The organism is Rhodococcus sp. IEGM 1379 (assembly GCF_030056815.1).
GTDB lineage: Bacteria > Actinomycetota > Actinomycetes > Mycobacteriales > Mycobacteriaceae > Rhodococcus_F.
This window is the reverse complement of sequence record NZ_JASHKR010000008.1, coordinates 110,602-133,973: the sequence shown is the minus strand read 5'-3', so window position 1 is coordinate 133,973 and position 23,372 is coordinate 110,602. Positions and strand designations below refer to the sequence as shown.

Annotated in this window: 18 protein-coding genes; 6 read left to right on the top strand and 12 right to left on the bottom strand. The window is 61.6% G+C overall.

Going from position 1 to position 23,372, the window contains the following annotated elements:
• Window positions 1-22: 22 nt before the first annotated feature.
• From QM600_RS07620 to QM600_RS07605, 4 genes are read right to left on the bottom strand one after another with little or no spacing between them, the layout of a single operon-like run.
• Window positions 23-742 carry an ABC transporter ATP-binding protein gene (locus QM600_RS07620; RefSeq protein ID WP_094274466.1) on the bottom strand — a complete coding sequence of 240 codons (720 nt, stop codon included), beginning with the start codon at window positions 740-742 and terminating at the stop codon, window positions 23-25.
• Complete coding sequence (locus QM600_RS07615; RefSeq protein WP_283260854.1) at window positions 742-2,586, bottom strand: branched-chain amino acid ABC transporter ATP-binding protein/permease; 1,845 nt, start codon at window positions 2,584-2,586, stop codon at window positions 742-744. Before QM600_RS07615 ends, QM600_RS07620 begins: the two co-directional genes overlap by 1 nt.
• 1 nt (window position 2,587) lies before the next feature.
• A complete protein-coding gene (locus tag QM600_RS07610) occupies window positions 2,588-3,445 on the bottom strand; it encodes a branched-chain amino acid ABC transporter permease (RefSeq protein ID WP_094274468.1) in 858 nt (285 codons plus the stop codon).
• Window positions 3,442-4,656: an ABC transporter substrate-binding protein gene (locus QM600_RS07605; RefSeq protein WP_283260853.1), complete on the bottom strand. Its 1,215-nt coding sequence runs from the start codon at window positions 4,654-4,656 to the stop codon at window positions 3,442-3,444. The genes QM600_RS07610 and QM600_RS07605 overlap by 4 nt, the downstream gene beginning before the upstream one ends.
• A 307-nt stretch (window positions 4,657-4,963) precedes the next feature.
• Between QM600_RS07605 and QM600_RS07600 the strand changes: the two genes are divergently transcribed.
• Window positions 4,964-5,137, top strand: coding sequence for a hypothetical protein (locus QM600_RS07600; protein WP_283260852.1), 174 nt, complete (start codon window positions 4,964-4,966; stop codon window positions 5,135-5,137).
• 85 nt (window positions 5,138-5,222) lie between these two features.
• Here QM600_RS07600 and QM600_RS07595 read toward each other — a convergent pair whose 3' ends face one another.
• From QM600_RS07595 to dnaK, 4 genes are read right to left on the bottom strand one after another with little or no spacing between them, the layout of a single operon-like run.
• Window positions 5,223-5,630 carry a heat shock protein transcriptional repressor HspR gene (locus QM600_RS07595; RefSeq protein WP_283260851.1) on the bottom strand — a complete coding sequence of 136 codons (408 nt, stop codon included), beginning with the start codon at window positions 5,628-5,630 and terminating at the stop codon, window positions 5,223-5,225.
• Window positions 5,630-6,796 carry a molecular chaperone DnaJ gene (dnaJ, locus tag QM600_RS07590; RefSeq protein WP_283260850.1) on the bottom strand — a complete coding sequence of 389 codons (1,167 nt, stop codon included), beginning with the start codon at window positions 6,794-6,796 and terminating at the stop codon, window positions 5,630-5,632. Before dnaJ ends, QM600_RS07595 begins: the two co-directional genes overlap by 1 nt.
• A gap of 22 nt (window positions 6,797-6,818) precedes the next feature.
• Complete coding sequence (gene grpE, locus QM600_RS07585) at window positions 6,819-7,427, bottom strand: nucleotide exchange factor GrpE (RefSeq protein ID WP_283260849.1); 609 nt, start codon at window positions 7,425-7,427, stop codon at window positions 6,819-6,821.
• A complete protein-coding gene (gene dnaK / locus QM600_RS07580; RefSeq protein ID WP_283260848.1) occupies window positions 7,424-9,277 on the bottom strand; it encodes a molecular chaperone DnaK in 1,854 nt (617 codons plus the stop codon). The genes grpE and dnaK overlap by 4 nt, the downstream gene beginning before the upstream one ends.
• Before the next feature lie 262 nt (window positions 9,278-9,539).
• Here dnaK and QM600_RS07575 point away from each other — a divergent pair, with 262 nt between their 5' ends.
• The 3 genes from QM600_RS07575 to QM600_RS07565 are packed head-to-tail and all read left to right on the top strand — an operon-like array spanning window position 9,540 to window position 11,618.
• The gene (locus QM600_RS07575) at window positions 9,540-10,100 is read left to right on the top strand and encodes a hypothetical protein (protein WP_283260847.1); all 561 of its coding nucleotides are present in this window, start codon (window positions 9,540-9,542) and stop codon (window positions 10,098-10,100) included.
• Complete coding sequence (locus tag QM600_RS07570; RefSeq protein WP_283260846.1) at window positions 10,097-11,101, top strand: TIGR03617 family F420-dependent LLM class oxidoreductase; 1,005 nt, start codon at window positions 10,097-10,099, stop codon at window positions 11,099-11,101. Before QM600_RS07575 ends, QM600_RS07570 begins: the two co-directional genes overlap by 4 nt.
• Before the next feature lie 10 nt (window positions 11,102-11,111).
• Window positions 11,112-11,618 (top strand): hypothetical protein, encoded by a 507-nt coding sequence (locus QM600_RS07565; protein WP_283260845.1) that lies wholly within the window; start codon window positions 11,112-11,114, stop codon window positions 11,616-11,618.
• Here QM600_RS07565 and QM600_RS07560 read toward each other — a convergent pair.
• The 4 genes from QM600_RS07560 to QM600_RS07545 all read right to left on the bottom strand — a co-directional run bounded on the left by QM600_RS07560 (window position 11,592) and on the right by QM600_RS07545 (window position 18,772).
• A complete protein-coding gene (locus tag QM600_RS07560; protein WP_283260844.1) occupies window positions 11,592-13,175 on the bottom strand; it encodes an MFS transporter in 1,584 nt (527 codons plus the stop codon). The genes QM600_RS07565 and QM600_RS07560 overlap by 27 nt on opposite strands.
• Before the next feature lie 104 nt (window positions 13,176-13,279).
• The gene (locus QM600_RS07555; RefSeq protein ID WP_283260843.1) at window positions 13,280-14,755 is read right to left on the bottom strand and encodes a dynamin family protein; all 1,476 of its coding nucleotides are present in this window, start codon (window positions 14,753-14,755) and stop codon (window positions 13,280-13,282) included.
• The gene (locus QM600_RS07550) at window positions 14,752-16,611 is read right to left on the bottom strand and encodes a dynamin family protein (RefSeq protein WP_283260842.1); all 1,860 of its coding nucleotides are present in this window, start codon (window positions 16,609-16,611) and stop codon (window positions 14,752-14,754) included. The genes QM600_RS07555 and QM600_RS07550 overlap by 4 nt, the downstream gene beginning before the upstream one ends.
• Before the next feature lie 115 nt (window positions 16,612-16,726).
• A complete protein-coding gene (locus tag QM600_RS07545) occupies window positions 16,727-18,772 on the bottom strand; it encodes an IniB N-terminal domain-containing protein (RefSeq protein ID WP_283260841.1) in 2,046 nt (681 codons plus the stop codon).
• Between the two features lie 304 nt (window positions 18,773-19,076).
• On the opposite strand from QM600_RS07545, the gene QM600_RS07540 reads away from it, so the two are divergent.
• Window positions 19,077-20,819: an Hsp70 family protein gene (locus QM600_RS07540; protein ID WP_283260840.1), complete on the top strand. Its 1,743-nt coding sequence runs from the start codon at window positions 19,077-19,079 to the stop codon at window positions 20,817-20,819.
• An 11-nt stretch (window positions 20,820-20,830) separates the two neighbouring features.
• On the top strand, window positions 20,831-23,314 hold the full coding sequence (locus tag QM600_RS07535) for a helix-turn-helix transcriptional regulator (protein WP_283260839.1): 2,484 nt from the start codon (window positions 20,831-20,833) through the stop codon (window positions 23,312-23,314).
• The last annotated feature ends 58 nt before the right edge of the window (window positions 23,315-23,372 follow it).

The window sequence follows — 23,372 nt, the reverse complement described above, 5'->3', positions numbered from 1 at the left end:
CAGCGCGCCAGGTAGAAACCGGTTAGACTCGGCCGAAGTACGCGTCCTTGAGCACTGCAAGATCGTCGATATCCTTGGCGTCGGCGTCCAGAACCACCTTGCCGATGTCGAGGACCGTCACGTGATCAGCGACGCTCATCGCTGCCTCGACGGCCTGTTCTACGAGCAGGACCGCGAGCCCCGTCTCCTTGAGTTGCTGCACGCGATCCATCACCTCGCCGACGATCACGGGAGCCAGACCGCCCGAAGGCTCGTCCAGCAGAAGAAGTCGTGGTTGCGCCATCAGGGCTGCACCGATCGCCAGCATCTGCTGCTGGCCACCGGACATGGAACCTGCCGGCAGAGCCCGCTTCTCCCCCAGGATCGGGAACATCTCGTACATGGACTCCACCGACTCCATGAGTTCCGCGCGCTTGACTTTCCGGGTGTACCCACCGAGCAGGAGATTCTGCTCGACGGTCTGCTTGTGGAAGACCCGCTTCCCTTCCTGGACATACGCCATTCCCTGACGCACCCGCTTGTGTGGCGGTATTCCGGTGATGTCAGCGCCGTCCATCTCGACGGTCCCCGACGCCACCTTGTTGAGTCCGGACAGTGCACGCAAGGTACTCGTCTTACCGGCGCCGTTGCGCCCGAGCAATGCGGTGACCTGGCCCGGGTACACGTCGAAGGACACGTCCCAGACGACCCTGAGATCGCCGTATCCGGTTTGCAGATTCCGGACCTTGAGAATCGGTTCCATCACTTCACCTCACTGATCTCTGCCACACCGATGTCGCCGAGGAGAATATCCTCGTCGCCGGCCTTCACGCCGAGATACTCACTCAGAACGCGGGGATGACGCTCGATCGTCGCCGCATCGCCCGTGGCAATGACCTGACCTTGAGCTAGAACCACGATCTCGTCCGCCAAGGAGAGAACGAGCCGGAAGTTGTGCTCTACCAACACCACTGTTGCGCCAGCGTCACGGAGAACTCTGATGAGATCTGCGAGACGTTCAAGTTCGTCCTCGTCCAGTCCCGATGCCACCTCGTCGAAGAGAACCACTCGGGGTTCGGCGACGATCGCTCGCGCAACTTCGAGCATACGACGCATCCCCAGGGGCAATGACGTCGCAATTTCGTTGCGCAGGTGCGACATTCCGACCAGTTCGAGAACTCGCTCGGCCTCGACGATGTCAGCCTTCGCCACCTTACGGAAGCTGGGCAGCCGCAGAACAGCCGAGGCCATCGAAGCCCGGTGAACCGAATATCGTCCTGATGCAACAGCTTCCAGAACTGTGATGTTCTCGGGAATCGTCGGAGTCTGGAACGTACGCGCCACACCCACACGCGCCACCTTGTGCGGAGACGACTGCGACACAACCGTGTCACCGATCCGGATGACTCCGGTATCGGCGGTATAGAACCCGCAGATCATGTTGAGCATCGTCGTCTTGCCCGAACCGTTGGGTCCGATCAGCGCGGTAACCTTGCCGGCTTCTGCCGTCAGAGTTGCCGCGTTCAGAGCCTGGTTTCCACCGAATGCCTTGGACACATTGTCCACGACGAGGGTCGCGCCCTTGATCGGAGCGAGTTCTGTTGTAGCCCGGCCCCTTTCCTTCACGACGACAACGCCGAGCCCTGCCTTGCGATCAAGTTTGGCCACCAATGTTCGACCGACCTTGGTCAAACCACCCGAGAGTAGAACGCCACCGACGATGAGGAAACCGCCGTAGAAGATAAGCGAATACTCCTGAAACGCCGTCGACTGGTTGGGTCCGAGCTGCATGATCGCCGCACCGACCACCGCGCCGTAGACACTCGCAGCACCGCCCAGGATCGAAGCCGCCAGAACTGCTGTGGCAAAGGTAAATCCGAAGGCCTCCGGCGAAATGAAGAGGTCGGTGTTTGCGAATAATGCTCCCGCGAGACCGGCCGGGAACGCACCGATCGCGTACCCCAGCAGCTTCATCCGGAACACCGAAACACCCTGCGACGACGCCAGAACCGGCGACTGCTTGAGCGTGCGGAACGCGATTCCGTGACGCGATACCACCAGGTTACGCATGACGACGAACCAGAGGATGGTCACGACGACAACAACGATGTAGTACTGCCCAGTGTCGAGTTCGGATCCGAACAGCGTCGGCGGTTCCATTCCGGTCAGGCCGTTACGCCCACCCGTCTTGCCGCCGAAAATTGCCAGCACGTCCGGCACGAGCAGCACCAGGAAGAACGATGTCATGGCCAAGGACCAGTTGCCCAGTCGCAGACCGGGAACGCCGGTGAGGATGCCGACTGCCAGGGCCACCGCACCCGAAGCAGCAAGCTGCAACAGGATATCGGTGTGGCCGGCCTGCGACATCAAGCCCGCCGTGTACGCGCCGGCTGCATACATCGCCGCCTGGCCGAGTGCCAGTTCGCCGGCAAATCCGAGGCTGAGGTTCAGACCGCTGACGACCAGCGCAAGGATGCAGGCCAACTGAATCTGACGGGACGTGGACAGGTCGAGCCCGAGAGTCGGCAGCAACATGATCACCACACCGAGGACCAGCGGGATGATCCAACTCGGAAGGGAACGGAAATTCCGCCACAGTGTCACCATGTCACACCACCCGTTCTCGTACGTTGCCGAACAGTCCGGCAGGTTTGACCATCAGAACGATGATGAGGACCGTGAATACCGCAATGTTGCTGTACTGACTTCCGAGATAGAGCGCGGTGAACGACTCGACGAGACCGACCGTAAGTCCGCCGATCAAAGCGCCGGGAAGAGAACCGAATCCGCCGATCGCCAATGCAACGAAACCCTTGAGCGCCAATGCCGCGCCCAGCGTTGCAACGGCAAATGTCTTGGGCCCCACAAAGAGTCCCAGAACACCGGCCAAAGCACCGGAGAACGCGAAGGCGCCCAACGCGAGTCGACGGACATTGACACCACGGAGCATCGCCGCTTCGCGATCCTCGGAAATACCGATCAATGCCAAGCCGGTCATGGTCTTCTTCGATACGTAGCTCAACCCGATAACCAGTGCGATCGCGGTAACCAGTAGGGCTATCTCGACCGGGTATGCACGTCCACCGAGCAACGTGATCGGATCGTTCGACCCGAAGAAGGGAACGGTCAGTGGCTCACTACCCCAGATCAACTGAGTTGCGCCGTTGAGGAGCGTCGCCACGCCCATAGTCGTGACCAACTGATTTTGATGATCGGCCACCGGCCGGATGGCAACTATCTCCTCGATCGAGGCCAGCAGCATCACCGTGACGGTTGCCATCACCGCCACCACGAGAACCGGTAGTTTCAGGGTGACCAAACCGGTGTAGGCAACAAACGTGCCCACCATCATCAGCTGAGCTTGAGCGAAGTTGAAGGTGTTGGAGGAAACGAAAACTATGTTGTACCCGATGGCGACCAGCACGTAGACCGCGCCAAGTGCCAGACCGGACCACAGAATGGTCATGAGGCAGCCGGGTTTCCGAACTGGCCGTTGACGATCTTCGTCGGGCTGATGAACTTCAGCTCACTGGTATCCGGATTCGGGCCGTGACTGTCCGCGCTGAAGTTGTAACGCGAGAGGAAGGCAGTCTTCGCATTCTTCTGGACCTCTTCGGTTTCGAGCGCTTGCGCCAACTTCTTCGGATCGGTTGAGCTACCGACCTTCTCGACAGCTGCCGCAACCAACGGGAAAGCGTCGTAGTTGTCCGCGAGAATCAGCGTCGACGGGATCGAACCCAGCGATGCCATCGTGTTCACCATCGTGTTGACGGGGGCATTGTTCGGATCGAACACCGTGCTGGTGAATACCTGCGTCACAAGGTTTTTGACCTGAGCAGTACCGAGCACACCGGCCGGCGGATCGTTGGCGATCAGGCTGGTCGCGGACACCGACGTGTTTCCGATCAACGGCACGTCCCAACCGAGACGTTCGAGGCTCTGCAGCACATACCCCAGGGGTGCGCCGTAGGCATCGAGGGCAAGTGCCGTGGCGCCCGAGTTCTTGAGCGCCTGCAACTGCGCCGTCATGTCGAGTGCGGCGGCGTCGTATTCTTCATTTCCAGCCGCCTTGACACCGACCTTTTCGAGTTCCTTGGTCATCTGCGCACCGAATAGTTCACCGTAGGCAGTGCTGCCGTGCAGTACTCCGACGTTGCTGTAGCCCTTGGACTTTGCGTATTCGGAAATGCCGCGTGCAGTATCCGTCGAACCCGGCGCCAAATCGAAGTTGAGCGGGAACTTAGCCGGATCCGTCGAATCCGGAGCGGGTGACAGGCTCATCGACAAGATGTTGTTCTGCTTGAGAATCGGCAGAACGGCAGCGGCGATTGAGGACGGACCCGAGTTGAGGTAGAGATCAGGCTTCTTGCCGGAGTTGATAGCTTCGCGCAACTTGGTGACGGCGATAGTGGCGTCGCCCGCATCCTCGACGGTCGTCAGTTCGATCTGACGCCCACCGATTCCACCGGCCGCGTTCTGCACCTGTACACCGGCTTTGGTCGCAAGCGACGCCGTCTGCGAGTTTGCAGCGAGGGCGCCTTGCGCGCTGAGACCACCGGTGAGCAGCACTCGGTAGGGCGCGTCTGCTCCGGCTTCGGAGTCGGTACTGCCGCTACACCCGGTGAGGGCCAGAGCCGTGACTGCTACTGCCGCAAGCAGAATGGGCCGACGATTCATGTCAGTACTCCTAGAACACACATATGCACCGAACGTCAGGCGAACACCTGACGTGAGATTGGTTGACCGGTAGAGATACCGGATTTTTGTATCGACAAACCAAGCAAGCGCTCGAAGATCAATCAAGCGGTTGCTAGGTTTGGAGCATATTGTGTGATCTGAATAACGTCAAACGAGCAATCGGTACGCGTCTCGCCACACGTTCATCACCATGTAACAGTCGGTGATTCGATTGCGACAAACCAGCCAGTCCGTCTTCTTCAATATGAAAAGAGAGCGCTCAATGGGTTCGATGGGTTCGATCGACATGATTTCAAAGCTCGTTGCCGGAATTGGCAATGTAGTAAGGGTTTACGTGGAGTTCGTGCAGACGGGTAGCGATACTCCGATACTGGAGACGTCGCTCGGATCGTTGACCGCGATACCCGCACTGATTGCCAGCGGATCGCTCGCATTCATCAACGGCATCTCCCACGGCTAGAGCACCTGGCATACAAACAAGACGGTCCGGTGCCCTTTCGAATCACATGATTCGAAAGGGCACCGGACCGTTGTACGTTGAAGCGTTACCGCTGATTGCGAGGCTTCCACACCACCAGCGCATTGTTGCGCGGGATGGGGACGAGTTCACGGCGATAGCCCGCATGAACCGTGGCTATCTCTTCCGCCAGTTCCCGTACCCGATGCTGGAGCGCCTCAACCTGATTGGTCAGTTCGATGATCCGCTTGATACCGGCGAGGTTGACACCCTCGTCCTGGGAAAGTCGCTGTACCTCACGGAGAAGTGCAACATCTCTCGGCGAGTAGCGGCGTCCGCCACCGGTAGTGCGATGCGGCGTCACCAAACCGAGGCGGTCGTAGTTGCGCAGAGTCTGCGCATGCATGCCCGCCAGTTCGGCTGCCACCGAAATCACGAAAATCTGAGCGTCAGGATCGAGCGATACGTCTCGTTGATTCTTCGGACGTTCGGTCATCACACACCGGCCCACCCGGCCCGTGGATCGAATCCGCTCGCCTTCTCTGCTTCGAGATAGGTCTCGAGCGCTTCGATCGCGGCATCGTCCAGATTCTGCGGAACCGACACCTTCACAGTGACCAGTAGATCGCCGGCGCCTTCGGGCCGCTTCGGGATACCGCGTCCCCGTACTCGCAGGACGCGTCCGTCGACAGTTCCCGCCGGAATCTTCACTCCGACACGACCTTCCAACGTCGGAACCGAGAGAGTGGTACCGAGAACCAGTTCGCCGTAGCTCACCGGAACCGTCACAGTCAGGTCGTCGCCGTTGCGCCCGAATACAGAGTCGGGACGTACCCGGATGTTGACGAAGAGGTCGCCGGCCGGGGCGCCGCGGAGTCCCGCTTCACCCTTACCCTTGAGCCTGATCTTCGACCCGTCGCTGACGCCGGCCGGGACACGCACCGTGATGGTGCGGGTGCGGTTTGTGACACCACTGCCATGGCAGTCGTCGCACGGCGAGTCGATGATCGAGCCGGTACCCCGGCAATCGTCGCACGGCTCGCTGAATCCGAAGGCACCCTGGTTGCGGTTGATGACACCGGTTCCGTTGCAGTGCGGGCACACTCGCGGACTGGTGCCTGGCTTTGCGCCACTACCGTGGCAGGTTGTGCATGATGCGGGGCTGGTAATCCTCAGCGGAACCGTTTCGCCGAGTGCCGCTTCGCGGAACCCGAGAGTGGTTTCGGTTTCGAGGTCCTTGCCCCGGCGCGGACGGTTCGGCGAAGCGGTTCGCTGACCGCCACGGTTGAACAGTCCGCCGAAGATATCGCCGAGACCCGAGTCCTGCCCACCGGCGCCTCCGCCGAACAGGTCGCTGACATCGAAGCCTCCGCCGCCGGAGTTGAATCCGCCGCCGCCCTGCCCGCGGGGGCCGAAACCACCACTGGCAAAGAGCCTTCGAGCTTCGTCGTATTCCTTGCGCTTCTCGGGATCCGACAGAATGGTGTTCGCTTCACTGACCGCCTTGAAGCGCTCTTCGGCCTTCGAATCGTCAGGATTGGCGTCGGGATGCAGATCCCGGGCCAGCTTGCGATACGCCTTCTTGATCTCGTCGGCCGAAGCGGTGGACGAGACGCCCAGCTCCTTGTAGAAGTCCTTCTCGATCCACTCCCGTTGACTCACTGGGCGTCTCCTCCTCTCGCTGTTACTTTGATTCTTCTTCTGCGCCTGCAGCACTGCCGTCGGCGGGCTGCTCGCCCACTCGATCTGCAACGCCTACCATCGCGTGGCGCAGGACGCGGTCACCGAACTTGTAGCCCTTACGCATGACCACACTCAAGACCGGGTCCGATCCTTCACCTTCATGTTGCACGGCTTCGTGCAATTCCGGATCAAAAGCGTCACCCTCGACACCGAACACGGTCAAACCCAGACCGGTGAGGGTGTCGTTGAGCTTGTCCGCGACGGCCCGCAACGGTCCCTCGACGAGGTCACCGTGTGCGCGAGCGCGATCCAAATCGTCGAGGATCGGGACGAGGGCACCCACCACGGATGCCTTCGCGGTCTCGATGTTGGCCTGCTTGTCGCGGTCGACGCGACGACGGTAGTTGGTGTACTCCGCCTGCAACCGCTGCAGATCCGCAGTGCGCTCAGCCAATTGGTCAGCGGCAGAAGCCTCTTCCACAATGACCTCCGCTTCCTGCACTACCCCTGTGTCTTCCGAGTCGAGCGGCGGCCGGCCTTCACCGGCCGCCCCTCCCTGTGCACCGGTCTCGGGGTCGACCGGGTTGTTCTCGGTGTTGTCCGAGGTCACTTCTTGTCCGAGTCGGTGGGCTCGTCCACGACCTCGGCGTCGACGACATCGTCGTCATTGCCTGCGCCGTCAGCGTTTCCGGCCTCGTTGGCAGCGGAAGACTCGTAGATTGCCTGGCCCAGAGCCTGTGACTCGGTGCCCAGCTTCTCCACAGCGGTCTTCACTGCCGAGATGTCGGTGCCGGTCAGGGCATCGTTGACGTCCTTGATCGCTGCCTCGACCTTGGTCAGGATCTCCTCGGAGACCTTGCCCGCATTTTCGCCGTCACGCTGTTCCTTGACGAACTTCTCCGTCTGGTGAACGAGCGACTCGGCCTGGTTGCGGACCTCTGCCTCTTCGCGACGGGCCTTGTCTTCCTCAGCGTGAACCTCGGCGTCCTTGACCATGCGCTCGATGTCTTCCTTGGACAGACCGGAGCCGTCCTGGATCTTGATCGTGTTTTCCTTGCCTGTGCCCTTGTCCTTCGCGGTCACATGCACGATGCCGTTGGCATCGATATCGAACGTGACCTCGATCTGCGGGACGCCACGCGGCGCCGGCGGCAGATCCGTGAGCTCGAAGGAGCCGAGAAGCTTGTTGTGCGAAGCGATCTCGCGCTCACCCTGGAACACCTGAATCTGCACCGAAGGCTGGTTGTCGTCAGCCGTGGTGAAGGTTTCGCTGCGCTTGGTCGGGATGGTGGTGTTGCGTTCGATGAGCTTGGTCATCACGCCACCCTTGGTCTCGATACCGAGCGAGAGCGGTGTGACGTCGAGGAGCAGAACGTCCTTGACCTCACCCTTGAGCACGCCGGCCTGCAGTGCGGCGCCAACGGCCACAACCTCGTCCGGGTTGACGCCCTTGTTGGGCTCACGGCCACCGGTCATCTCACGAACCAGGTCGGAGACTGCCGGCATACGAGTGGAGCCACCGACGAGCACGACGTGGTCGATGTCCTTGACGGCGATGCCACTGTCCTTGACCACTGCCTGGAACGGTGCGCGGGTGCGATCCAGCAGATCAGAGGTGATCTTCTGGAACTCGCTGCGCGTGAGCTGCTCATCGAGGAAGAGCGGGTTCTTGTCCGCGTCGACCGTGATGTACGGGAGGTTGATGGAGGTGCTCTGCGAGCTGGAGAGCTCGATCTTCGCCTTCTCCGCAGCCTCACGCAGACGCTGGAGCGCCATCTTGTCCTTGGTCAGATCGATGCCGTTCTGAGCCTTGAACTTGTCGACGAGCCAGGAAACGACGCGCTCGTCCCAGTCGTCGCCACCGAGGTGGTTGTCACCGGACGTTGCGCGGACCTCGACGACGCCGTCGCCGATTTCCAGCAGGGAGACGTCGAAGGTGCCGCCGCCGAGGTCGAAGACCAGAATGGTCTGCTCGGTGTCACCCTTGTCCAGGCCGTATGCCAGTGCAGCCGCGGTGGGCTCGTTGACGATACGGAGAACGTTGAGGCCGGCGATCTGGCCGGCTTCCTTGGTGGCCTGACGCTGTGCGTCTTCGAAGTATGCGGGGACGGTGATCACGGCATCCGTGATTTCCTCGCCGAGGTAAGCCTCTGCGTCACGCTTGAGCTTCATGAGCGTGCGAGCGCTGATTTCCTGCGGCGTGTACTTCTTGCCGTCGATTTCCACGTTCCAGTCAGTACCGATGTGGCGCTTGACTGAGCGGAGGGTGCGATCGACGTTGGTGACCGCCTGGTTCTTCGCAGGCTGACCGACGAGGACCTCGCCGTTCTTTGCGAATGCAACGACGGACGGCGTAGTGCGTGAGCCTTCGGAGTTGGCGACCACTACGGGCTCGCCACCCTCCAGCACTGCTACTACCGAGTTGGTTGTACCGAGGTCGATACCTACTGCACGAGCCATAGTGTCCTACCTTTCGTTCTGCGGCCGTCCGGTTCGAGTGCTTGATCTCGAACCTGACCGCGAGTCTTTTCGCTTGGTGAGCGTCCTCCACTCAAGTTTGCCTCCGACCGAGGCCGTGAGTCAACTTGAAGTTGAGCCGAGGGCGCTCAAGCTTGTCGAAATGGTCAACTACAGCCCGCGTAAATTTGTTCCCACGTTCCCCGAAAAGCCGGAAAAGTGCGCCACATCACTTGAATGCACTCCGAATCGCTACGATCGACCGGTGACCGATCCCGACATATCACTGACCCCTCCGGCTCGCCCCGCGCCACCGCGGCCCGACGTTGTGATCCGCCCTTTGCGCACCGCTCCCAGCGATCAGACGCCGAAGGCAGTGCTCGTATCGGCGTCGGCGTGGATAGGTTCGTTTGTTGTCCTCGCCGGAATTGCCGGAGTCGCGGTCTCGAGCCTGACCGACGTCCGAGCTGCACTCGAGGCTTCGACGGCCCAAGACAACCCTGGATACTCACCCACCGACATCTCCGACGCCGTCACCGTCGTCCTTGTCGGTAGCGGCGGCGGTGCACTCGTCCTCGCACTACTAGCCTTCCTGAGCCTGCAACTCCTGCGCGCCCGAAAAAATGCCGGACGCGTTATGACGGCAATCGTCGGCGCCGTCAGTATCGCGGCCGGACTCGGCTTCATGTCTTTGACGTCCGCTGCGGACGACATCAGCGGCGGCGTATTGAAATGGGCACCGCTTCTCTACTGCACCCTCGTAGCCGTCGCAGCAATTGCCCCGTTCGCCCCCGGCGTCGGCACCTGGCTGCGAGTGCGCCGATGAAGGTTCACGTTCAACTCGACTCCCCGCCCGGGGCCGGCGCGGCCCGCAGCCTCGAACTCGCCGAGACCGGCGCCGCCGGACTGTTTACCTTCGAGGGCCAGCACGACGTGTTCTTCCCCCTCGTCGAAGCAGCCTCGTCGGTGGACCTCGATCTGATGACCAACGTCGCCATCGCATTTCCGCGCAGTCCCATGCACTTGGCCAATTCCGCGAACGATCTCCAACTTCTCAGCCGGGGCCGGTTCCGCCTCGGACTCGGCTCACAGATCAAGCCGCACATCGAAAAGCGTTACAGCGCAACGTGGTCACGGCCGGCTGCGCGAATGAAGGAAACAGTCTCCGCGATCAAGGCAATACTTGCTGCGTGGGAGAACACGACGCCGTTGAACTTTCGCGGCGAGTTCTTCACCCACACGTTGATGCCGCCGACCTTCGATCCCGGCCCCAACCCTTATGGTCCACCACCGATTCTGATGGGCGCTCTCGGACCGATCATGACGCGCACCGCGGCGGAAGTAGCCGACGGACTACTGGTCATGCCGTTCCACACCGAACGACATTTCCTTCAGCGAACACTGCCCGCCGTTGATGCGGGATTACGTGAATCCGGTCGCGCACGAACCGAATTCGCGATCATTCCGCAGATCATCGTCGGGGTTGGCCGCAGCGCCGAGCAACTCGACGCGGCATCGCGCGGCGTCCGGAGCCTGCTCTCGTTCTACGGTTCGACCCCCGCCTATCGGCCGGTACTCGACATCGAGGGATGGGGCGATGTTCAACCCGAACTCAATGCACTCTCCAAGCGAGGCGGCTACGCCGAAATGACTTCTCTCATAACGGATCCCATGCTGGAGACACTCGCCGTCGTCGGAACTCCCGAAGAGTGCGCGACCGAGATTCGACGCAGGTTCGGCGAGCATGCCGACGAGGTATGTTGCTATTTCCCGGGTTACACCCAGAACCCTGCGGACGTGGCGGCGATGATCGCAGCTCTCGGGTGAATGCACTTCGATGATCTGGGGAAATGACGACGACCTGGTATGGGAATTCCCGTTTTTCGACGCCATTACCGACACCGATGCCCCGCTCAACTGGACGTCGGCACTGGAAGCCGTAACCCGCGATCTCTCCAACACCTCAGTTGGCCATGAAGCGACTCTCGCCCATACGTCTTGGGAACTACGAATGGATGCCGACTACGTTATGTCGCTCGGGTGGATCGGTAGGCGCGGGTTGAGTGGTTTTAGTGTCGGCGGAGAACTGAACGTGGACAGCGACAACGCTGAAACGACTGCGTGGGTTGCCAACACACTCCAATCCGTGCTTGAAGACCTCGAATATTTCCGATGGCCGTTACAGGAACGACGTGTGCTTCGCGCCAAAGTCCGCGACTCGATTGCGGTGTGGGTGGACCCCGCACCGATACCGTCGTCGCACGTGTCGGAGAACTGTGCGAGCCGTGATTCTCCTCGCGCCGAAAACGCCGCTCAGTCAGGCCTTCTTCTCCCGGAGGTCTGAGTCGGCGGCGTATTCCGCCATGAGTTCACGCTCGCGCTCCAAGTGGGGATAGAAGAACGTCACCACCGCGGCGCCGGCGCACACCACGATGATTGCGGCGATGTATGCCTTCGTATCTCCTTCCAGGAAAGCATGTTTCGCGGCCTCCATGATCTGCTCAGAATACTGCGGGTATCGCTCTGCCAGAACTTCCGCGCTGGAAAACGACTTTGTCAGTGCCGACTGCGTCTCGGGAGTGATCTGGGAGGCGTCGGGTGACGACGCTATCGACGCCCCCAACGACTTCGCGTAACCAGCGGTGAGGATTCCGCCGAGAATCGACTGCATGATCGCCCCACCCAGATCACGTTGAAGGTCCGAGGTTCCCGACGCCATGCCGGCCCGGGAAACAGGAACTGATCCGGTGAGTGAACGCGATGCCGGGGTACCCGCCAGACCGACACCGATGCCGACGAGACCGTAGGCCAGTGCCACCTGCCAGTACTGCGTGCTCTCGTTCCACATGGTCAGCGCCACAACTAGTCCGAGAACAACGAACAGGTAGCCGGACAGCAGTGTTGCTCGCGCGCCATGCCTTTCGATCATCGTTGCCGACCGAGGCGCAACAATGACCATCGCGAGGGCAGCGGGAATGATGGCTGCACCGGCAGCGAGCGTCGAATAACCGAGTACGTTTTGCAGGAACTGCTGACCGATGAACATCGCGCCCATCAGCGAACCGAAGACGACCAGCCCGCCCACGGCCGCGACCCAGAACGTCGGGCGAGCGGCCACGGGTAAATCGAACAGTGGATTGACGGCTCGTTTCTGTTGCAGGAAGAACCCGATACCGGCGACCAGCGCAATGGCTCCCAAAACGAGCGCCAGAGTGCCCGAACCCTTGACCGGCGCAAAGTTGATGGACAACACCAGTGCCCCGATGAAGACGATGGACACGATGCCACCGAGGTGATCAACAGGATCCGTCGTCTCGTTGACGTGCGCGGGCACCAACACCAGCGCGCAGACCACAGCGAGAAGCGCCAACGGGAGCGTCACGAAGAAGACCGAACCCCAGTGAAATTTCTCGAGCAGGGACCCCGACACGATCGGACCCAATGCCGAAATCGCGCCACCGATCGCGGACCACATGGCAATCGCTTTGGTCCGAGCCGGGCCCGCCCACAAAGCCGTGATGATCGCCAGCGTCGTCGGAAATGCGAGACCAGCAGAAATACCGCCGACGATTCGGGCGGCAAAAAGTACCTCGAAGCTGCCGGAGAATCCAGCGACCAGCGATGCCGGTATCGACAGCGCCATACCGGTGACCAGCAGCATCTTGCGCCCGTACCGGTCACCGACAGCACCGAGATAGAGCACCGTGCCGGCCAGACCCAGGGAATAGCCGACGGCAATCAAGTTCAGTTGCGTCTGACTCGCGTCGAATGCTCGTCCGATGTCGGGAAGTGCCACATTGGCGACCGATAGGTTGAGGTTGGCTACCGCCGCAACCAGGATGAGTGTGCCCAGAACATACGTCGCTCGCTCCGGTGACTTCGACTTGATGTCATTCGCCATGCGGGTTCTCCCCTCGAGGCTGAATCCGAACCGGGGCGTTCTGTCCGGATCATTCCGGTCTCAACATAGAGCCGTCGGCAACGTCGCGCCGGCTGAACGGCGATCTATTCGGCCACGATTTCCGCCAAAATCCCCTCGGCACTGCGCGCCGCAACCAGACAGGCGCGGGCAGTGAAGCGATCGAAGAGTGGGTGCGTCGACAATTCACGCCAATGGCGCGCTGCACTTACCGCTTTCGCTCGCTGGTCGTCGACGCATCCATCCGGTTCGGAACCCAGTCGATCGTTCACTCTGATTCCGTAGCCGCCGATCAGTCGCTGCAACTGCGCCAGATCCTCCGAGGGCAAGTCCGTACGCACGGAACGGAGTCGTCCCAACAGTCGCAGTTCATGGAAACCGTGGACGTCGGCAAGTAGACCCTGCGCCGCTTCCACGACCGAATCCGAACCCGCGAGTGGATTGCTCTCGAGGATTCGCACCAGCGTCACCAAGGCGGTGTGTGCCTTGAGCTGATCAGCCCGTTGCCCGAACTGAACGTCGATCACCTGAAGCAACTCCTCGAGCCCACTACGTTCGAGCAGCTCTGCTGCCAAAGTCGGAGAGTCCGTGGCGCCCAACTTTATCGACGTTACCGCGAGCCGAATTCCGAACAGCCCGAATCGATCTGCAAGTTGCGCTCGCATCGCGGCGCCGACGGGTAGTGGACTGTCCGCCTTGGCAAAGCGATCCGCTGACAGGAGCGCGAGACTGAGATCGTCGGCCGGAACCTCGGCGAGCGCGGAGAGTGCCGCGAACTCGCTCTGCCTCATCGTCCGCGCGGCCAGCGCCAGCAATCCCGCTACCGGAACAACCGACTGACACAATCCGGTTCGCTCGAGTTCCTCGGCGAACCGGGCAGCAACATCCTTGGCGGACGTCAACGCATCCATCCGTCCGGCGCCCACCTCGTCGGCGCGAGAAAGAACGCCGACCACTCCGAGCGGTCCGGATTCGCCGCCGACATGATCGGCGATCCGCCCGAGAAACTGCATGTCGCTCGCGTTCAACGCCCGCAACAGATATACGACGGCATCTGCGCCGGGTGCACCGCCTTCGGGTACAAGCATGTTCCAGGTTCGAGCCGACACCTCTGTCGACAACGATGACGTCCCCGGAGTGTCGATGATCGTCGTACGAACCAAAGCAGTCGACGGCCAGTCGACGTCGATACGATCGACGGAGTCAGCCGTGCGCTCCCCCAGATCGAAGGTGAGTCTGCCGTCGCGCCGTGTCACCGGGACGTTGAAAGTGTCACCGTCTTCGGCCGTTGCCGTCACCTGTGGCGTGGTGCCGTTGCGATACCACGTGACAACACGAGTACATTCCGTGGCATCTGTGGGTGCAATATCTTGCCCGACAAGTGAATTGAGAAGAGTCGACTTACCTGCCTTCAAAGAACCTGCCAATGCCACTCGCAGAGGCTCGTCGAGTCGGGCCGCACACACTTCCAGTTGACTACGTGTCTGAGGTTGGTCCGCGTACAGTTCTCGGGCCTGCGCGATCAGCGTATGCACTGACTCCACAGCACTGATTGCGCTCATGCTTCGACCGCCACGTTCCGCTTGTCCGCAACTGTCAATGTTGTTGCAATCGAATCCAATTCAGCTACGACGCGCATGTCTGTCTCCAATTGCCTGATCCGCGTGGCATGCTCACTCGATTCCAATTGGGTCGCTTCCTGAGTAGCCCGAAGCGATTCGTTGATCGAGCGCAGTGCCTGCTCAGCGATATCGGTGAAGTGATCTCGCAGAAGTCGCTGCACCAATCGCAATCTGTCTTTCGATTCCTTGCCGACCTGGAAGCTGACGTCATCGGCGAACCGGCGAATCGCATTTTTGGCCTCGGCCCGACGCTTGACCACCTGGGCCTGCTTGTCCTCACGATAAGCCTTGGTACCCAGAAGAACTCCGGCACCGATCGAGATCGGATTGACCAACGCCATGCCCATCATCGTGGTGATCAGGCCGAACATCAGCACGCCGCCGTACGAGCCGCGCATGCCCACCAACACCTTCTGGGTGATGCCGATGTGGCCCGATTCGAGATCCGACAACGCCCCGACCGGTTCCAGAAATCCGTCGGTGTCGGCGACGTCGAGGTGCGGTAGCGCGACATCGCCGGTGTCGGCAAAGTGTTGCGCCACAACTTCTGCCAACCACAGAGCCCGCTCGTGCGCCCACACGAAGTTGTCACCGATCGCGGTGGCAATCTCCTGTTCGAGCCACTCGCCCACCATGTCCCAGTCCTTGCCCGGGTCACCCTCGTCCACCGTCTCCTCGGCCTGCCGCGTAACTCGGCGCAGACGATCCCGGAGGTCGTGATCAATATCTGCCGCAAGATCGGTGATGCCGTCGCCGAGACTCTGTTGCCACAGCGACGTCTTCTTATGAAGCTCCTCGGCTGCCGCCCTCGCCCGGTGAAGTCCGGCCACTGCTGCAGCGGCGGTAGCCGGATCCTTCAGCGCCGCAAGCTCACTGCCCATTTCCAATGACAGGTGCGCGGCAGCGGATCTCACATCCATTGCGACAGCGCGGCGGGTATTCGTTTCTGCGCGAGCAACCACGTTGTCGCGCAAGAACTGATAGAGATCCATGAATCCGGATTCTGCCTCCAGTTCCTTGTCCCCCAAACGCAATGCGTGAGAGCGGAGAACTGACGAGATCGGGATGAGCGGCAGGTCGAGGCCCGCTCGCTGCAGGTGCCCGCGATCCGCATCGAGAATCTGACGCCAATGCGGGTACAGGTCCGTCTTGCTGATCAAACCTGCAACAGCCGGACACAGGTTCATCACCTGACGAATGAATCCCAATTCGGGCTCGGTGAACTCCTGGCTCGAATCCGAAAGAATCAGTACCGCGTCGGCGGCCGTGATCAGACCCAATGTTCCTGCGGCATGAGGATTTCCGTGGCCACCCACACCCGGAGTATCGATAAGCACCAGGCCATCCGCCAACAGTGGACTGGGAACGCCGACCTCCACGCGAAGAACCTCTCGTCCTTCAGCTCTCACCGTGGCCGGCGTGATTCCCATCAGTTCGTCCAGCGGCAGTGGCACACGAATGGGCGCGGCGCCCGGGTCGGCGAGAATCAGTTCGGCGCCCGCCGTTTCCGCATACTGGACGACGGTGGCCACAGCAGTAGTCTCGTCGTCACCCACTGAACACACGTCGATGCCGAGCAATGAATTGACGAACTGGCTCTTGCCCTGTTTGAGGGGGCCGACGACCACGATGCGAATACGCGGATCGCTGACTCGCACCTGCGCATTCTCGAGGCGTCGCACCAGATCGGAACGTCCGAAGTCCTTTGCGACTGCCACTGTTCGATCGAGCAATGCCGCCGTCGCCGAAACGCCGCGCGCTTTCCGGATGCTTACCTGACCCGCTGAAGTACTCATGAGCTACGTTGACCCGCAATTCTTCCCGACTCGAATATTCGGCCCTGCACGCATAACGCGTGCAGGGCCGGATTTGTTACATCAGGTCGTTTTGACCAACTTAGTTCCCCGCTGATCAGGGCTGCAGGTGATCGATGATCGCGACGGGGTCGATGTGCTCGACCGGTGCCGTGATCGAATCGCCGGCAAACAGCGAATGCGAAGAGTCGGCCCCCATCGAACTACTCGATCCCGCGCCGAACGCGTCGGCAGCGTCAATCGACGTCCACGGGTTCAGCGCACCGCTCAACGAACTCGTGAGACCGGACATTGCGCTGGCCGCACCACTGAGAGAGCCACCCAAATCGGCGGCACTGCCCCCATCGACAGCACCGCCGACCGAGCTACCCAGACCGGCCACCACATGAGTTGCCGCGTCGAGTCCTGCTGTTGATGCCAATGCCGCGTCCGCGGCTGTCGAGGCCCCCAGATCTCCGGTCACCGAACCGAAGCTCAGTCCGTCGGCGCCGATACTGCCGAAGTCCACGGACGGGAGATCAGCTGCGATCGAACCCACGTTCACTGAACCGAGATCGACGTTGGGCAGGTCTGCGGCAATGGGACCGGTGCCGATTCCACCGGCGTTCAGGGCTGCATCAAGCGCACCGCCCAGTGATCCCTGTGCACCGAGCACGCTGTCGAGCGACGTTCCGAGTGAGCCTGCGCCTCCCAGTGCCGCACCAAGATCCGTATCGACGGATCCGATCGAACCGAGACTGCCGGTGCCGCCGAGCACTGCGTCCAGCGAACCACCGAGCGCTGCATCCAGCGCACCGCCGAACCCACCGGCGAGACCGGCGTCGGCGCCAAGTACGGAGTCCAGAACACCTTCCAGCGCTGTCGACAGATTCGCTCCGCCGGCCAAGGCTGCGGTGAGGTCGCCGCCCAAACTTCCGTTGACGTCCAGCGAGCTGCCGAGCATTCCGCCGAGTGCGCCACCAAGGTCCGTACCCACCGAACCACCCGCGCCCAAAGCGCCGGACAGAGCGGCACTGAGCTGTGCACCGAGGTCTGCGCTGCCACCCAGAACTGCGTCCAGGTCGACACCGCCGCCCAGGCCGAGAGCCGTGTCGAGCGCACCGGCGAGGGTGGTTTCGAGGCTTCCGCCAACCCCGAGAGCACCGCCGAGAGCGCCGCTCAGGGCTGCACTTAGATCAATGCTGCCGGCAATGTCGGTCAGTGCGCTCACATCGGTGAGAGCCCCGAGAACGCCGCCGAGCGATGCGCCGAGGTCGGCTCCGATTGTTCCTCCGGCGCTGAGTGCACCGGACAATGCCGTGCTGAGATCTGCGGTCAGAGAGCCGGCTAGATCGAGGCTGCCACCTAGTGCCAGGGCAGATTCCAGTGCACCGGCCAGGCTCGCACCGAGCTCGCCGCCGATGGCGAGGAGTCCGCTCAGGTCTGCGCCGGCACCGAGAAGACCGCCGAGTGCCAGTCCCAGATCAGCGCCGAGGTCTCCGCCGATCGCAAAGACCGGCGCGAGTGCTCCACTGAGACCTGCGCTCAAGTCCAAGCCGCCGGCTGCGTTGATTGCCGCATCGAGAGCGGCCCCCAACTCCGTAGTGAGTCCGCCGCTCACCCCAAGTGCACCGCCCAGCGCCGCGCTGAGCGCAGTACCCAGACCCAGAGCTCCCGAAAGGTCTAGCGCGCCGCCCAGGCCCAGCCCCGCATCGATCACAGCACCGAATGCCGCTCCGAGGTCTGCACTGATGTCGCCGCCGATGGCGAGAGCGGCACTGAGCGCGCCCGCAAAATCGCCGACGAAGTCGAACTGCCCGCCGAAGGCCCCGCCGAGTCCCAGGCCGGCACCGGCGCCAAGACCCAGACTGCCGCCGAGGCTTCCACCGAGACCACCGGCAAGTCCGCCGCCGATACCCAAGCCGCCGCCGACTGCTCCGGCAGCAGCGGAACCGGCATTGACGATTGTGGACAGTCCTGCGGCTCCGCCGACGAAGAGACCGGACTCGGCGACCAATGGAGCAACGGCAACGATGTCTGCATGGCTCACATCGCATAAGCCTGCAGCGTTGAGCGCAGCAGTCGGGTTTGCGCAGTAGTTGGCGGCGGCCTCGTCGTCACGAAGAAGCCCGAGGATGAATTCGAGTACGGCGTTCGTTGCCATGACATTTCTCCTGAAAGTTCGGCGACTGGTGCGCTGATAGGTGGAGCGATTGGAATCAACGCTACGAACTTCCGAGCCCGGGGCCAACGGGGTGCATCCCCCTCCTTCCGAGGGCCCGACGGGGAAATCCCCCATCGTCAATCGTCGGCCGCGTTAGGGGATCCGGCCCGATTAGGGGCTCGGTCCCCTACTTCGGGAAAACACCGCCGACCCGGTAACGAAGTTGGTCACAAAACCGACATCGCAGACAACCGCGACAAGTCATCTGTCTAATTCTGTCGCCCGCGATCAGGGGAGTTCGTTCATGGACCACGACCAGGCGAGCTCACTTTCGACTGCAGGCCTCGGCATCGGTATCGGTTCTGCCACTCTCGTAGCGGTCGCCGCGGATGCGGCCGGAGAAACACGCGAACCGGTGCACTGCCCAAGTGCGGTAAACACAGCCGACGGCGCAAGGATTACCGGATTTATCGACCGCGTCGGCGACTCGGTCGCCATTCTTGCCGCCGATGGCAGTGAGCACCGCGGCGAGGATCTCACAGCGTCAGCGATCAGCCGCCTTGTCGACGCCGCCAGAAGCGACGGCGAAACATTCGACAGCGTCGTCGTCGCCCATCCCGTGGGTTGGAATCGCCACACGACTCTCACGCTGGAATCGGCGTTGGACGCCAAAGGCATCCCTGGAGTGGGTTTTATCTCCGAACCCGAAGCTGTCATGACGTGGTTTCGCGATTCCGGAAACGCAGTACCGGACGGACTCACCGTGATCTACGACCTCGGTGGCTGTTCGCTCGACGTCACCATGATGTCCACTGCTGACGGAAGAAGCACTGTCTTCGGTAAGCCTCTCCGCAGCGCAGACATCGGTGGAGACGAATTCGACCACGCCGTCACCGTGCACCTCCTCGGCTCAGTCGCCGACCATTTCCGAACACTCGACGCCTTCGCCCCCGAGACAATCTCAGCCCTCGAGGTCTTGCGTACTCGTGCACGTCAGGCAAAGGAACAGCTGTCGACGGATACCGAAACCGTTGTCCACGTAGAGCTTCCCGGCAAATCCCAGGACATTCGCCTGGTCCGATCGGAACTCGAGGATTTGATCCGGCCTGCGCTCACCGAATCAGTGGCACTGGTGAGAGAGAGCCTGCGCTGCGCCGGCGTCGAGTCGAGCGACATCAATCACGTCGTACTTGCCGGCGGAAGCTCGGCCATTCCCCTTGTCGCCGAACTGTTGTCATCGGAATTGCGTGTTCCGCTGATCGCCGCTGCAGATCCGGGATCATGCGCAGCAGTGGGCGCCGCGATCATCGCTGTCGAACTTCTCTCGGCCACGAAGACCGCCGCAACACGTGTCCCACTACTCCCGGTTCGCAACCCGGCTCCGGTTCCCGCCTTCTCGACGCCGTTGATTACCGCACCTACTGCGGAAGATTCGACCACACGCCGTTCTTCACGTGTCGGTGTCATCGCTGCGGTCGTGGGCGCGTTCATCGTTCTGGCCGCCGGCGGACTCGGCATCGGAACGGCCATGGACAAGATCGACGTTCCGTCCAGTTCCGCAGACACGACGAGCGAAATTCCCGCACCAACCGGTTCGACGGTATCCAATCTTCCCCCTGGTGAACGCCTCGGTAACAGTGTGATTGGCGGTTCCGACGCCGTTGCGCCCGGCAGCAACGCTCAGGTCGGACAAGCTGGATCGCCGGCCTCGCAGTCCGGCGTGGCAACGGGCGCCGGAGTCGCTGCTCCCGTGGCTCCCCCGGGATCTGCGCCCGCACCCGGAACTCCCGGGGTTTCCGCACCGGCATCCGGCGCTCCCGTAGGAGTACCGGCGCCAGCTCCCGCACCCGTTCCGGCACCGGCTCCAGCCCCGACTCCTGGCGGTCAGACCGGCGACGCGGGGAATGCTGTCGGCGACGCTGCGACCGGCGTCGGCAACGGCCTGGGCGCGGTAGTCGACGGCGCCGGCAATGCGGTCGGCGGAGTACTCGGAGGTGTCGGCGGCCTCGTCGGCGGCGTTGTCGGCGCTGTCATACCGAACCGCTGATCGGGGCCGGTATGCCGAACCAGCGCCTGGAAAACGAACCTTTTTATGTCACTGACCTTCTCCGACGCATTGACGTTCTCGACACATCCCTGCGACTCTTCGTCGTCGGCAACGATGCAACGGCTCGACCTCACCTGACAGCAGCCTTGGTCAACAGAATCACCGCTAGTGGCAGAACTGTCATCACGTCGCTGACGGGACTCGCCCCGCCGAGTTCCCCTCCTCACAATTGCGTCGTACTGATCAACGACGCTCAGATCTTGTCCCCTACCGAACTGCAAATTCTGACGAACCTGCTGCACTGCAACGACATCGGGATCGTGATCGCCTCCGGTCGCGTCACTCCAGCGCTCGGTCCCACCCACTCCGATATTTCGACGACCGGGACAGTCCTGCATCTGTCCCCGGCAAATCATTCGACCATCCGAAACCTTGCCGCAGAGCGTGGTGTTGCCATCGACGACACGACTCTGACCCAGCTGGAACTGTTGTCCGCCGGTTCATTCGGATCGCTGGAAGCGTACTTCGAATCAGCTCCGGCGAACAGCAGCGATATGAGCGAGGTGTTGCGAACTCACTTTCTCCACCAGGTGACCGCGCTCCCTCCACTCGAACGCGACATCGTGAAAATCTCACTCGCTATTTCGGACGTCGATGTGCATGAACTCCATTTCGATCAGGAAAGAGACACTCTCACAGTCGCATTCGACAGAGCTGTGAGCACCGGACTATTCGCGTCACAGTCACCGATCATTGCCGATGCACTTGCAGAATCGACAAATGCCGGACGAATCCGCACAGAACTGGTCAAAATTGTCGATCTGCGCATCAAAGCCGGGACACTCGACATGGACACCGCGACACGACTGTTCGATTCGGGTGTGCGACACAAGGGCCTCACCAATTACTTCCGAGAAAACATCGACAACTCCACAGCAGAGACTGCCGCCGACTTGTTTCGTCGGGTGCAGTCGGTCGAGGATCTGAACGTCGCAGACACACTGAGATACGCACAGGTTGCGGCGCGCAGCGGAAACCTCGATAACGCTTGCCGCCTGGCAGATTCCGTCCTCACTGATGCCCTTACCAACCTACAAGGCACCGCCGACTGTGCGTCATTGGCTGGAGCAGTGCGGATCCGCGCTGGTGCATCAGCAGCCTGCGGCCAACTCCGAGTTGCCGCTGATCTGTATTCCTGGCTCGGCCCCGACCGCCTCGGAGCCGAGTCCGCCTTCGCCGCTATCACTTTCCTCGGAACCGGACAGTTGGACGAGGCGATCGCTGCACTCGCCAACGGCACGGGATCACCGTCCAGCATCACCGTCGGCGCAACCACGCTGGCTGACGGACTGATTCAATCGATCACCGGAGTTGCACCGATTGCGCTCAACACGATGTCGCGCGCCCTGGCCTTGCCAGGAGGAACCGACAGCTCTGTCTTCCAACCTGATTCAGCCCCAGCCCTCGTCGCTCTAGCGCTTCTGCACAACGGCGCGCCCGAGCGTGCTGCGTCCGCCATCAGTGCAGCGATCGCAATCGACGATGCCAACAGTCACACCTGGGCACGTCATCACATCCTCAGCGCGTGGATCGCCATGCTGAGCGGTCATGACAACGTCCTCGAGAAGTTGCCGAAGGAGATAGTGACCGGTCCACTACGCGAACGTGACGCACTTTTCCTACAGGCATTGATCGTGGGCGTCGCCCGACGGTCCGGCGACCTCGCTCAATTGCGCCGAGCCTGGTCCAGCGCCGAGCACACATTGTCTGCCTGCAATGTCGATCTCTTCGCATTAATGCCGATCGGTGAATTATGGCTCGCAGCAGTACGTCTCGACGAATGCGAGCCCATCGAGCACCTCGTCGACGATGCCCGTTCACTACTTCGCACCCTCGGCGAACCTCCGCTGTGGTCTTCGCCGTTCCACTGGTACGGCGTCCAAGCTGCGATCCTGTCACAGTCCCCGGCAGACCTACTTCCCCACGCCCGCACCCTGACCGAATCGGCCAAAACCCATACGTACGCAGCCGGATTGGCAAACGCCGGCCGTCAATGGCTACTCCTTATGCAGGGAATGGTCGACGCCGACGAGGTCGAGTCTGCTGCGCGAGGATTGAAGCGGATCGGCCTGCCGTGGGATGCAGCGCGCTTGGCCGGCGAAGCGGCACTGCGCGCACCCGATACAAAATCGGCCACTGCACTGCTCCACGTGGCCCGCTCACTGCGCATCGAATCGTCGATCGACCGAACTGACGGGTTCGAATCCTCCGGCACAGTCGCGCCACCGTCGGTGTTGACCGAGCGTGAGCAGGAAGTTGCCGAACTTGTCGTTCTCGGCCTCACCTACCGGGAGATCGGCGAACGCCTCTACATATCCGCGAAGACCGTCGAACACCACGTTGCCCGAATCAAACGGAAGGTCGACGCACAGTCACGGTCCGACCTGATGGTCATCCTTCGAACCATGATTACTCTACATCCAACTATTAGCTGAATATTGCCTATCTCGACGATCGATGCCTCGATAGTGGTAGTTTCCACACCAAGAACGG

What these genes read in the sequence shown, in the direction of transcription:
- QM600_RS07605 (WP_283260853.1), bottom strand. Translation starts at nt 4,656, where the DNA reads ATGAATCGTCGGCCCATTCTGCTTGCGGCAGTAGCAGTCACGGCTCTG.
- QM600_RS07595 (WP_283260851.1), bottom strand. Translation starts at nt 5,630, where the DNA reads ATGACCGAACGTCCGAAGAATCAACGAGACGTATCGCTCGATCCTGAC.
- QM600_RS07570 (WP_283260846.1), top strand. Translation starts at nt 10,097, where the DNA reads ATGAAGGTTCACGTTCAACTCGACTCCCCGCCCGGGGCCGGCGCGGCC.
- QM600_RS07540 (WP_283260840.1), top strand. Translation starts at nt 19,077, where the DNA reads ATGGACCACGACCAGGCGAGCTCACTTTCGACTGCAGGCCTCGGCATC.
- QM600_RS07545 (WP_283260841.1), bottom strand. Translation starts at nt 18,772, where the DNA reads ATGGCAACGAACGCCGTACTCGAATTCATCCTCGGGCTTCTTCGTGAC.
- dnaK (WP_283260848.1), bottom strand. Translation starts at nt 9,277, where the DNA reads ATGGCTCGTGCAGTAGGTATCGACCTCGGTACAACCAACTCGGTAGTA.
- QM600_RS07600 (WP_283260852.1), top strand. Translation starts at nt 4,964, where the DNA reads ATGATTTCAAAGCTCGTTGCCGGAATTGGCAATGTAGTAAGGGTTTAC.
- QM600_RS07565 (WP_283260845.1), top strand. Translation starts at nt 11,112, where the DNA reads ATGATCTGGGGAAATGACGACGACCTGGTATGGGAATTCCCGTTTTTC.
- QM600_RS07550 (WP_283260842.1), bottom strand. Translation starts at nt 16,611, where the DNA reads ATGAGTACTTCAGCGGGTCAGGTAAGCATCCGGAAAGCGCGCGGCGTT.
- QM600_RS07620 (WP_094274466.1), bottom strand. Translation starts at nt 742, where the DNA reads ATGGAACCGATTCTCAAGGTCCGGAATCTGCAAACCGGATACGGCGAT.
- QM600_RS07555 (WP_283260843.1), bottom strand. Translation starts at nt 14,755, where the DNA reads ATGAGCGCAATCAGTGCTGTGGAGTCAGTGCATACGCTGATCGCGCAG.
- QM600_RS07615 (WP_283260854.1), bottom strand. Translation starts at nt 2,586, where the DNA reads ATGGTGACACTGTGGCGGAATTTCCGTTCCCTTCCGAGTTGGATCATC.
- QM600_RS07560 (WP_283260844.1), bottom strand. Translation starts at nt 13,175, where the DNA reads ATGGCGAATGACATCAAGTCGAAGTCACCGGAGCGAGCGACGTATGTT.
- QM600_RS07610 (WP_094274468.1), bottom strand. Translation starts at nt 3,445, where the DNA reads ATGACCATTCTGTGGTCCGGTCTGGCACTTGGCGCGGTCTACGTGCTG.
- QM600_RS07535 (WP_283260839.1), top strand. Translation starts at nt 20,831, where the DNA reads ATGCCGAACCAGCGCCTGGAAAACGAACCTTTTTATGTCACTGACCTT.